General features: G+C 72.5%; 12 protein-coding genes. 2 read left to right on the forward strand and 10 right to left on the reverse strand.

All coding sequences use genetic code 11. From position 1 onward, the window contains the following. Window positions 1-6: 6 nt before the first annotated feature. Both E1284_RS16520 and E1284_RS16525 read left to right on the forward strand, forming a co-directional pair. Entirely contained in the window at window positions 7-927 is a 921-nt protein-coding gene (locus tag E1284_RS16520) for an NADP-dependent oxidoreductase (RefSeq protein WP_243714528.1), read from the forward strand. A gap of 114 nt (window positions 928-1,041) precedes the next feature. After that, window positions 1,042-1,734 carry a cupin domain-containing protein gene (locus E1284_RS16525; protein WP_243714526.1) on the forward strand — a complete coding sequence of 231 codons (693 nt, stop codon included), beginning with the start codon at window positions 1,042-1,044 and terminating at the stop codon, window positions 1,732-1,734. Window positions 1,735-1,811: 77 nt separating this feature from the next. Here E1284_RS16525 and E1284_RS16530 read toward each other — a convergent pair whose 3' ends face one another. From E1284_RS16530 to E1284_RS42500, 10 genes are all read right to left on the reverse strand, one after another. Further along, on the reverse strand, window positions 1,812-2,816 hold the full coding sequence (locus tag E1284_RS16530) for a sugar phosphate isomerase/epimerase family protein (RefSeq protein ID WP_131939975.1): 1,005 nt from the start codon (window positions 2,814-2,816) through the stop codon (window positions 1,812-1,814). 2 nt (window positions 2,817-2,818) lie between these two features. Beyond that, a complete protein-coding gene (locus E1284_RS16535; protein WP_131939976.1) occupies window positions 2,819-3,958 on the reverse strand; it encodes a Gfo/Idh/MocA family protein in 1,140 nt (379 codons plus the stop codon). Window positions 3,959-4,031: 73 nt separating this feature from the next. Continuing rightward, window positions 4,032-5,096, reverse strand: coding sequence for an ABC transporter substrate-binding protein (locus E1284_RS16540; RefSeq protein ID WP_131939977.1), 1,065 nt, complete (start codon window positions 5,094-5,096; stop codon window positions 4,032-4,034). 87 nt (window positions 5,097-5,183) lie between these two features. Beyond that, on the reverse strand, window positions 5,184-6,251 hold the full coding sequence (locus E1284_RS16545) for an ABC transporter permease (protein ID WP_243714527.1): 1,068 nt from the start codon (window positions 6,249-6,251) through the stop codon (window positions 5,184-5,186). After that, window positions 6,248-7,756 carry a sugar ABC transporter ATP-binding protein gene (locus E1284_RS16550; RefSeq protein ID WP_131939978.1) on the reverse strand — a complete coding sequence of 503 codons (1,509 nt, stop codon included), beginning with the start codon at window positions 7,754-7,756 and terminating at the stop codon, window positions 6,248-6,250. The genes E1284_RS16545 and E1284_RS16550 overlap by 4 nt, the downstream gene beginning before the upstream one ends. Before the next feature lie 13 nt (window positions 7,757-7,769). Further along, complete coding sequence (locus E1284_RS16555) at window positions 7,770-8,957, reverse strand: ROK family transcriptional regulator (RefSeq protein WP_207923781.1); 1,188 nt, start codon at window positions 8,955-8,957, stop codon at window positions 7,770-7,772. A gap of 210 nt (window positions 8,958-9,167) precedes the next feature. Then, window positions 9,168-9,773 carry a GTP-binding protein gene (locus E1284_RS16560; RefSeq protein WP_131939979.1) on the reverse strand — a complete coding sequence of 202 codons (606 nt, stop codon included), beginning with the start codon at window positions 9,771-9,773 and terminating at the stop codon, window positions 9,168-9,170. Then, window positions 9,754-10,143 (reverse strand): DUF742 domain-containing protein, encoded by a 390-nt coding sequence (locus tag E1284_RS16565; RefSeq protein WP_131939980.1) that lies wholly within the window; start codon window positions 10,141-10,143, stop codon window positions 9,754-9,756. Before E1284_RS16565 ends, E1284_RS16560 begins: the two co-directional genes overlap by 20 nt. A 1-nt stretch (window position 10,144) precedes the next feature. Next, the gene (locus E1284_RS16570) at window positions 10,145-10,591 is read right to left on the reverse strand and encodes a roadblock/LC7 domain-containing protein (RefSeq protein ID WP_131939981.1); all 447 of its coding nucleotides are present in this window, start codon (window positions 10,589-10,591) and stop codon (window positions 10,145-10,147) included. Continuing rightward, on the reverse strand, window positions 10,588-10,811 hold a 224-nt coding region (locus tag E1284_RS42500), incomplete at its 5' end, for a hypothetical protein (protein ID WP_207923782.1). The genes E1284_RS16570 and E1284_RS42500, both read right to left, overlap by 4 nt.

The raw sequence follows: 10,811 nt of genomic DNA on the forward strand, positions 1-10,811 counted from the left end.
GCGGAAATGATGCGGGCGGTCCGGCAGGACGTGCTGGGCGGGCCCGAGGTGCTCAAGATCGTCGAGGTCGAGCGGCCGGAGCCGGGGCCCACGGAGGTGCTCGTGCGGGTGCGGGCGGCCGGGGTGAACCCGACCGACTGGAAGCACCGGGCGGGCGGCGGGTTCCTCGGCCAGCCCCCGTTCACCCTCGGGTGGGACGTGTCCGGTGTGGTGGAGAAGGTCGGGATCGGAGTGACGCTGCACAAGCCCGGCGACGAGGTCTTCGGGATGCTGCCGTATCCCTTCGGGGTCGGGTCGCACGCCGAGTACGTGACGGCAGCGTCGCGGACATTCGCGGCGAAGCCGTCCGCGATCGACCACGTGCAGGCGGGGGCGCTGCCGCTGGCGGCGCTGACGGCGTGGCAGGCGCTCATCGACACGGCGGGCCTGCGCGAGGGGCAGCGGATGCTGATCCACGCGGCGGCGGGCGGCGTCGGACACCTGGCCGTGCAGATCGCCAAGGCTCACGGTGCGTACGTGCTCGGGACGGCCAGCGCGGGCAAGCACGACTTCCTGCGCGGCCTCGGCGTGGACGAGCCGATCGACTACCGCGGCGTCGACTTCGCCGAGGCGGTAAAAGACGTCGACATCGTGATCGACACGATCGGCGGCGACTACGGCCCGCGTTCCCTGCGCGTGCTCCGCCCCGGCGGCGTGCTCGTGTCGCTGGTGCTGAGCAAGCTCGCCGACACGAACGCCGACGGCGTCCGGACGGAGACCATGCTGGTCGAGCCCGACCACCACGCGATGACGCAGATCGCCGCGCTCGCCGAGGCCGGGACGCTGCGCGCCGAGATCGACTCCGTCTTCCCCCTGGAGGACGCCGCGAAGGCCCACGAGCGCGGCGACACCGGCCGGGTCACGGGCAAGATCGTCCTGACCGTCTAGTGCGTTGACCTGCGGCGTGTTGTTGTTATGAGCCGCCGGATAACAACAACACGCCGCAGATCAACGACGTGGCGGCCCGGTGGACGCTCGTGGTCGCCGCACTAGGCTCGATGCGTGCTGCTGCTGACGACGCTTGACGCCTGGGAGGCCGAGCCCGGCCCGCGATTCGTCCTGCCCGAGACCGGTGCCGCCTGGACGCCCGAGGAGGGCGCGCTCGCCGTCGCCGACGACGTGTTCGAAGAGGGGCAGGTCATCGCGGTCACGCTGGATCCCGAGCCGGGCGCGGTGCCGGCCCGCGGGGTGATCGACAAAACGGCGGCGTCCCGCGTCCGCTACCTGCGGCGCGGGCCGGACGGCAGGCACGCCGCACTCCTCGACCGGCCCGCGACGGCGGCGGCGCTCGACCTGCTGCCGCACCCCGAGGGCGGCTGGTACCGGGAGACATGGCGCTCGGACGTGACCTTCACGCCGGACGGCTATCCGGGTGAGCGGGCGAGCGCGACCGGCATCTACTTCCTGCTGCCGCCGGGCGAGGAGTCGATGTGGCACGCCGTCCGGTCCGCCGAGGTGTGGCTGTGGCACAAGGGCGGGCCGCTGGCGCTGCTCCTCGACGGCGACGGCGAACGCCCGTCCGGAGACCCGGAGACGGTCATGCTCGGCAACGGCCTGGCGGACGGGCAGGTCCCCCAGGCCGTCGTCCCGCCCGGCGTCTGGCAGGCGGCACGTCCGGCCGGGGACGAAGAGGTCCTGGTCAGTTGCGTCGTCTCCCCCGGCTTCGACTTCACCGACTTCCGCGCCCTCCCCTAGGCATCGAAGCGGAGCAGGGTTGGGGAGCGGTGTGCCGCCTGCGTGCGTGGCCTCACGGTGGGCGGCACACCGCTGGCTCAGTCGGAGGAGAACGCGGCGTCGAAGGCGCCTTCCGGCGGCTCCATGGCGTTGAGGGCGCGGACGAACTCCAGCGCCTCCGGGGCGCCCTGGAGGCGGTCCATGCCGGCGTCCTCCCACTCGACGGAGATCGGGCCGTCGTAGCCGATCGAGTTCAGCGCGCGGAACACGTCCTCCCAGGGGACGTCGCCGCGGCCGGTGGAGATGAAGTCCCAGCCGCGCCGCATGTCCGCCCAGGGCAGGTGGGACGACAGGCGCCCGCGCCGGCCGTCGCCCGTGCGGACCTTGGTGTCCTTGCAGTCGACGTGGTAGATCCGGTCGCGGAAGTCGAACAGGAAGCCGACCGGGTCGAGCTCCTGCCACACGAAGTGGGACGGGTCGAAGTTCAGCCCGAACGCCGGGCGGTGCCCGATCGCCTCCAGGGTCCGGACGGTCGTCCAGTAGTCGTAGGCGATCTCGCTCGGGTGGACCTCGTGCGCGAACCGAACGCCGACCTCGTCGAACACGTCCAGGATCGGGTTCCAGCGCTCGGCGAAGTCGACGTAGCCGCGCTCCACCATCGCGTCGGGGGTGGGCGGGAACATCGCGACCGTGTGCCAGATCGAGGAGCCGGTGAAGCCGACGACCGTGTCGACGCCCAGTGCGGCGGCGGCGCGGGCGGTGTCCTTGATCTCGGCGGCGGCGCGCTGCCGGACGCCCTCCGCCTCCCCGTCCCCCCAGATCCGCTCCGGCAGGATCGCCTTGTGGCGTTCGTCCGGGTTGTCGCAGACGGCCTGGCCGACGAGGTGGTTGGAGATCGCCCACACCTTCAGGTCGTGCTTGGCGAGCGTCTCCAGCTTGCGCGGGATGTAGGAGTCGTCGGCGAGGGCCTTGTCGACCTCGAAGTGGTCGCCCCAGCAGGCGATCTCCAGGCCCTCGTAGCCCCAGCCGGACGCGAGGCGGCAGACCTCCTCGAACGGCAGGTCGGCCCACTGGCCGGTGAACAGGGTGATCGGTCGTGCCATGGTCAGTTGCTCCCTTCGACGTCGACCCAGCTGCGGGACGCGGCGCTGTCGGCGACCGCGGCGAGGACGCGCTGGACCTGCAGGCCGTCGGCGAACGACGGGCGCGGGTCGGTGCCGTCCGCGATGGCGGTGAGCAGGTCGGCGATCTGGTGGGTGAAGGTGTGCTCGTATCCGAGGATGTGGCCGGGCGGCCACCAGTGTCCGGCGTACGGGTGGACGGGCTCGGTGACGACGATGCGGCGGAACCCGGCGGTCGCGCCGTCCTCGGTCCCGTCGTAGAACCAGAGCTCGTTGAGCGATTCGAGGTCGAACGCCAGGGCGCCGGACGAACCGCTGACCTCGATGCGCAGCGAGTTCTTGCGGCCGGTCGCGAAGCGGGTGGCCTCGAACGTGGCGAGCGCGCCGGCGTCCGTGCGTCCGATGAACAGGGCCGCGTCGTCGACGGTGACCGGCGCGGTGCCGCCGCCCGGCACGGGACGTTCCGGGACGAAGGTGTCCATCAGCGCCGACACCCCGACGAGCGACTGCCCGGTGATGAACTGGGCGGTGTCGATGATGTGCGCGCCGATGTCGCCGAGCGCGCCGGACCCGGCCCGGTCGCGGTCCATCCGCCAGGTGAACGGGGCCTCCGGGTCGGCCAGCCAGTCCTGGAGGTACTGCGCGCGGATGTGCCGGACGGTCCCGATGCGCCCCTCGTCCACCAGCCGCCGCGCCAGGGTGACCGCCGGGACGCGCCGGTAGTTGAACCCGACCATCGACCGGACGCCGCGCTCGCGCGCCCGGTCGGCGGCGGCGGCCATCGCCTCGGCCTCGGCGACGGAGTTGGCGAGCGGCTTCTCGCACAGCACGTGCTTGCCGGCGTCCAGCGCGGCGACCGCGATCTCGGCGTGGCTGTCGCCCGGCGTGCAGATGTCGACGAGCTGGACGTCGTCGCGGCGGAGCAGCTCCTTCCAGTCGGTCTCCACCGACGCCCAGCCGAGCGCGTCCGCGGCGGCGCGGGCGCGGTCGGCGGAACGCCCGGCGAGGGCCGCCATGACGGGCGTCAGCGGCGGCCCGAAGAACGGCCCGACGCTGCGCCACGCCTGGGAGTGGGCGCGCCCCATGAACGCGTACCCGACCATCCCGACTCCGACGGTCGTCATATTCAGCTCACCTCTCTATGTGACCGGCGCGCCCGCCGCGGGAGCGGGGCGGGCGCGCCGGTGCCCCCGTCGCTCAGGACTCGAAACCGAGCGGCATGTACGTGTCGACGTTGTCCTTGGTGACCGTCTCGGACGCCAGCGTGACCGACTGCGGGACCTGCAGCTCCACCAGGTCGGTCATGCCCTTGCCCTGCGCGATCAGCCGCCCCAGCTTGATCGCGGACGCGGCCATCGTCGGCGGGTAGGTGACGGTCGCCTCCAGTACGCCGCCGCCGGACTTGATATCCCGCATCGCGTTGGCGGACCCGGCGCCGCCGACCATGAAGAACTCCTTGCGGCCGGACTGCTTGATCGCGGCGAGCACGCCGACGCCCTGGTCGTCGTCGTGGTTCCACATCGCGTCGATCTTCTTGTGCGCCTGGAGGAGGTTCGTGGCGACCTGGTTGCCGGACTCGACGGTGAACTTCGCGTCCTGCTTCGCGGTGACGGAGAAGCCGTAGGACTTCAGCGCGTCGGCGAAGCCCTTGCTGCGGTCCTGCGTGAGCGGCAGCGTCGCGATGCCCTGGATCTCCACGATCACCGGGTCGGAGACGCCCTTGTCCTTCAGCTTCTTGCCGATGTAGTGGCCGGCGGAGACGCCCATGCCGTAGTTGTCGCCGCCGATCCACGTCCGGTACGACAGCTTGTCGGGGAAGACGCGGTCGAGGTTGACGACCGGGATGCCGGCGTCCATCGCCTTGCGGGCCACCTGGTTCAGCTGCTCGCCGTCGTTCGGCAGGATCACCAGGACGTCCACCTTCGCCCGGATGAGGGTCTCGACGGCGGAGATCTGCTGGTTGATGTCGTTGGTCGGCTCGACCGGCTTGAACGTGACGTCCTTGTACTTCTTGGCCTGCGCCTCGGCGTTCTTCGCGATCGCCGCGATCCAGCCGTGGTCGGCGGCCGGCGCGGAGAACCCGACGGTGACCTGCTTGCCCGGCTTGTCGTTGTCGCCGGCGAGCGCGCCGGTCTGCGCCGCGGGCGCCGGGTCGTCCTTCTCGCTGTTGCTGGTGCAGGCGGCGGCGAGGCTGCCGGCCGCGACGACGGCGCCGCCGAACAGGACGCCTCTGCGGCTGGGACGAGGGCTCTGATCACGCATGACGTGCTCCTGATGAAGGGATGGGGCGTCCCCCGCCGCGCGCGTCCCCGCTGCGCGCGGCGCTGGACATGGGGGGTGGTGGACGGGTCAGGTGGGCGAGCGGAGCCCGCGGCGCTGCAGCAGCACGGCGATGCCGATGATCACGCCCTTGGCGATGAGCTGGTCGCTGGTCTGCAGGCCGTTCAGGATGAACAGGTTGGTGATGACGGTGAAGATCAGCACGCCGAGGATCGACCCGACGACGGTGCCGCGCCCTCCGGTGAGCAGCGTCCCGCCGATGATGACGGCGGCGATCGCGTCCAGTTCGTACAGGTCTCCATGGGTGCTGGAGCCGGTGGTGGTGCGCGCCATGATGATGAGCGCGGCGATGCCGCAGCAGAACCCGGACAGCGCGTACAGCAGCAGGGTGTGCCGGCGGACGTCGATGCCGGCGAGCCGCGCCGCCTCCGGGTTGCCGCCGACCGCGAACGTCCGGCGGCCGAACGTGGTGCGGTTGAGCAGCACCCAACCGGCGACCGCGACCGCCGCGAAGATGTAGACGACGAGCGGGATCCCGAGCACCTTGGTGGTGGACAGCGAGACGATCGCGTCGTTCTCCGGGCGGACGAGCTGGGTCTTGCGGTCCGACATCCGCTGCGCGAGGCCCCGCGCGGCGACGAGCATCGCGAGCGTCGCGATGAACGGGACCATCCGCCCGTAGGAGATCAGCAGCCCGGTCACGACGCCCGTGCCCGTCCCGACGAGGATCGCGCAGAGCGCCATCACGCCCGGCCCGTAGGACTGCGTCGCGACCGTCGTCGCCCACACCGAGGCGAGGGCCATGACCGATCCGACGGACAGGTCGATCCCGCCGCCGATGATCACGAAGGTCTGGCCGACGGTGATCACGCCGATGGTGGCGGCGAGCGCGAGGATGCCGATGATGTTCCCGGACGTGGCGAAGTTGTCCGGCTCGGTCACCAGGCCGACGACCGCGAGCAGGACCAGCGCGGCGACCAGGCCGAGGTGGTGGACCTCGCGCTTGCCCGCGGCGCCGCCCCGCACGAACGGCAGCCGGGGCCCGCCGGTTCCGGCCGCCTTCTTCGCCGGCGGCCCCGACTCGCCCTCCCGGGGGGTCTGGGGGGTCGGCCCCTCAGAATGACGCGTCTCGGTCACAGGGCACTCCCTTCCATGATCATGTTCAGCACGGTGCCCTCGTCGAGGTCGCGGGCGTCGCCGGTGTGCACGACCCGCCCCTCCCGGACGACGAGGACCCGGTCGGCGAGCCCCAGCACCTCGGGGACCTCGCTGGACACCAGCAGCACCCCGATCCCGCGCCCGGCCAGCTCCCGGATCACCGCGTACAGCTCGGCGCGGGCGCCGACGTCCACGCCGCGGGTCGGCTCGTCCAGGATCAGCAGCCGCAGGTTCTCCGCGTCGAGCAGCCAGCGGGCGAGGACGACCTTCTGCTGGTTGCCGCCCGACAGCGTCACGACGGGGCGCGACGGGTCGGGCGGCCGGATGTCGAGCGCCTCGATCTGGCGGCGCACGTCCGCCACCTCGCGGCGCCGGTCGAGCCAGCCGAGCCGGGCGTAGCGGGACAGCCCGGCGACGGTGACGTTCCCGGCGACGCTCTCGTTCAGCAGCAGCGCCTGGCTCTTGCGCTCCTCCGGCGCCATGCCCATGCCGCGCCGCACCGCCGCGCCGGTGTCGCCGGGCCGGACGGGACGGCCGTCCACGAGCACCCGGCCCCGCGCCGCCCGCCGGGCGCCGTAGATCGTCTCCAGGATCTCCGAGCGGCCGGACCCGACGAGCCCGGCCAGCCCGACGATCTCGCCGGCGCCGACGGTGAGCGACACGTCCTCGAACGCGCCCGGCAGCGCCAGCCCCTCGACCCGCAGCACCTCGGCGCGGTCGCCGGCCGCCTCCGGCCGCTCGGGGAACACGTACTCGACGTCCCGGCCGGTCATCAGCGACACGATCTGGTCGGTGGAGGTGGTCTTGGCCGGGAGCCCGACCGCGACGGTCCGGCCGTCCTTCAGGACGGTCACCCGGTCGCCGATCTCGCGGATCTCCTCCAGCCGGTGCGAGATGTAGACGACGGCGACGCCGGCGGCGGTCAGCTCCCGGATGATGCGGAACAGGTTGCCGACCTCGTCGTGCGCGAGCGCCGCGGACGGCTCGTCCATCACGATCAGCCGGGCGTCGTGCGAGAGGGCGCGGGCCATGCTGACGACCTGCTTGCCCGCCGCCGGCAGCCGCCCGACCTCGCGGCGCGGCGGGATCTCGCCGTGCCCGAGCCGGCCGAGCAGCTCGCGCGCGGCGCGCTCGGCGTCCCCGCGCCGGGTGAACCCGAGGCGCGCCTTCTCGTGCCCGAGGAAGACGTTCTCGGCGACGGACAGGCCGTCGACCAGGTCGAGCTCCTGGTAGATGGTCGCGATGCCGGCCCGCATCGCGGCGGTCGGCCCGGCGAGCCTGATCGGTTCCCCGGCGAAGACGATCTCGCCCTCGTCGGGCTGGTGCGCGCCCGCGAGCACCTTGATGAGCGTGGACTTCCCGGCGCCGTTCTGCCCGAGCAGGCAGTGCACCTCGCCCGGAAGGACGTCGAGGTCGACGCCGTCCAGCGCGCGGACTCCGGGGAACTGTTTGACGATGCCGCGCATCCGCAGCAGCGGTTCCATCTGTGCGGCCTCCTCAGGACGCGGAGAAGACGTGGTCGCTGATGAGCCGGGCGCCGCCGACCACGCCGGCGGCGCCGGCGAGTTCGGACAGCACGATCGGGAGGTTGCCGGTCGCGAGCGGCGCGGACCGGCGGTAGACGACGCTGCGGATCTCGGCGAGCAGCGTGTGCCCGAGGCCCGCGACGCCGCCCGCGATGATGACGAGCCCGGGGTTGAAGAAGCTGACCAGCCCGGCGAGCACCTGCCCGACGTGCCGGCCGCCCTCCCGGATGATCCGCACCGCGGCCGGGTCGCCCGCGGCGGCCGCCTCGCCGACGTGCTCGGCGGACAGCTCCCCGTGGGTCTCCAGCAGCGCGGCGAGCACCGGCGACTCCCCCGAGCGGGCCGCCGCCTCGGCGTCCCGGGCGAGGGCGGCGCCGCCGAAGAACGCCTCCAGGCACCCGGCGTTGCCGCAGGCGCAGACCGGGCCGTCGTCGTCGACCCGGATGTGGCCGATGTCCCCGGCGCTGCCGGACACGCCGCGGTAGATGGCGCCGCCGACCACGATCCCGCAGCCGATGCCGGTGCCGATCTTCACGAGCAGGTAGTCCTCGACCGACCGGGCGAGCCCCGCGTGCAGCTCGCCGAGCGCCATGAGGTTCACGTCGTTGTCGACCAGCACCGGGCAGCCGAGCTCCTGGCCGATCGCGTCCCGCACCGGGAAGCGGTCCCAGCCGGGCATGATCGGCGGGACGACCGGCATGCCGTCCCGGAAGCTGACCGGCCCCGGTACCCCGATGCCGGTGCCGTGCACCTGCGGGATGAGCCCCTCGTCGCGCAGCTTGCCGAGCAGGTCGAGCGCCCGCTCCAGCACCACGGTCGCGCCCTGCCGGACGTCGCACTGCTCGCTGACGTGGCCGAGCACCTCCAGCGTCCCGTCGGTCACCGCGACGTCGATCGAGGTGGCGCCGATGTCGAACGCGACGAACCGCAGGCTCGGCGACAGCCGGACGATCCCGGACCGCCGCCCGCCCCGCGACGCGGCGAGCCCCGCGCCCTCGACGAGGCCCAGCTCGACGAGCCGGTCCAGCTCGACCGCGAGCTTCGACCGGGACAGCTTGACGACGTCGCCGAGTTCGGCCCGCGACCGCGGCCCCTCGTCCCGCAGCAGCCGCAGCAACCGTGCCTGATGCACGTTCTGCGGACGAGCCGACATGCGCATCACGCCGTCCTCTCGGGATCGGTCCGGGCCCCGGAGCCGCTGTGACTCCGGTCTCATGGCCGAGACCGTAACCCGCTTTCGCCGCTTTGAGAAGACCTTTTCCCTAGATCATCCGAACTTTCTCCACTCGGAGGACAAAGATGAAGATGCGCAACGGCCCGCACCCGCCGCGCGCGACGCGGCGGGTACGGGCCGTTGGCGGCTCCGGTCCTAGTAGCTGACCGGCTGGCGGCCGCTCATGGTGCGCATGATGTGCTCCACCAGCGTGATCAGGACGCGCTTGGCGTCCTCGCGGTCGCGCACGTCGCAGTTGATGACGGGCACGTCGGCGGGGAGGTCGAGGGCGTCGCGGACCTGGTCGGCGGAGTGCTGGCCGGCGCCGTCGAACTGGTTGACGCCGATGATGAACGGGACGCCGCGCCGTTCGAAGTAGTCGACCGAGGCGAAGCAGTCGGCCAGGCGCCGGGTGTCGACCAGGACCACGGCGCCGAGGGCGCCCTTGGCCAGTTCGTCCCACATGAACCAGAAGCGGTCCTGGCCGGGGGTGCCGAAGACGAACAGGACGAGGCCGTTGGGCAGCGTGATGCGGCCGAAGTCCATCGCCACGGTGGTCGTCGTCTTGTTCGCGACGGCGGTGGTGTCGTCGATCCCGATGCTCTTCTCGGTCAGCGCCTCCTCGGTGCGCAGCGGACGGATCTCGCTGACCGCGCTCACCAGGGTGGTCTTGCCGACGCCGAAACCACCGGCCACGAGGATCTTCACCGTCAGCGCGGACTCGCCCTGGTGGGCGGCCGCGTCAGAGCGCACGGATTCCATCGATCACTTCCTTGAGTACGCGCTCGCTGGGGAACTGCGCCACCGGCGCGGGGCGCCGGACCTGAATCAGCGAGTGGTCGAGCAGATCACCGAGCAGGACACGGACCACCCCGAGGGGGAGTTCCAGATCCGACGCTATCTCGGCGACCGACAACGGGGTGCGGCAAAGCTCCAGGATCATGTCATGTTCCGGTTCCGGCGCCCAGGGCGCGGCGGGCAGCGCGTCCTCCGCGGGCTCCGGCGGGTCCGCGACGGCGATCAGCGCGACCAGGTCGAACTCGTCGCCGTCGTAGTGCGTCCGGCCTCCGGTCAGCGCGTACGGGCGGACCACGGGCCCCGCAGCGTCGTCGTACCAGGCCGTGCCGCCCATCTCACGCGCCGCCCGGTTCGGCCGCGGCCATCCGCGGGTCGGCGGACAGGTGCTGCCCGACCCGGGTGACCAGCATCGCCATCTCGTAGGCGATGATCCCGAGGTCGGCGTCCGCGGCGGCCAGCACCGCCAGGCACGCGCCGCGCCCGGCGGCGGTGACGAACAGGAACGACGACTCCATCTCCACGATGGTCTGCCGGACGGGGCCGCCGCCGAACGACTCCCCGGCCCCGCGCGCGAGGCTCTGGAAGCTGGCGGCGACCGCGGCGAGGTGGTCGGACTCCTCTCCGGCGAGGCCCCGGGACGCGGCGATCTTCAGCCCGTCGCTGGACAGCACCACCGCGTTCTGCACCGCGGCGACCCGCTGGACCAGGCTGTCGAGCAGCCAGTTCAGGTCGCCACCGGCTCCGCCCGGGACCTCCGCGCCGGAGTGCTGGGCATGTGTCATGGGGTGTCGTCCTCCTGGTCGCCTGGGTTCCGCGCGGCCTCCTCCGAGCCTGGTGCCCGTCCTTCGGCCGCCTCCTGCCTGCCACGCTGCCAGCCGGCCTGCATGGCGGACAGCATCGATCGCATCGTCTCGGCCGTGCGCGTCGGGTCGCCGTCCACGCCCGCGCCCGCGCCCGCGTCCGTGGGAACGGTCCCGGGGGGCGGGGGCTCGTCCATGGGGA

Source organism: Actinomadura bangladeshensis (assembly GCF_004348335.1).
Taxonomy (GTDB): domain Bacteria; phylum Actinomycetota; class Actinomycetes; order Streptosporangiales; family Streptosporangiaceae; genus Spirillospora; species Spirillospora bangladeshensis.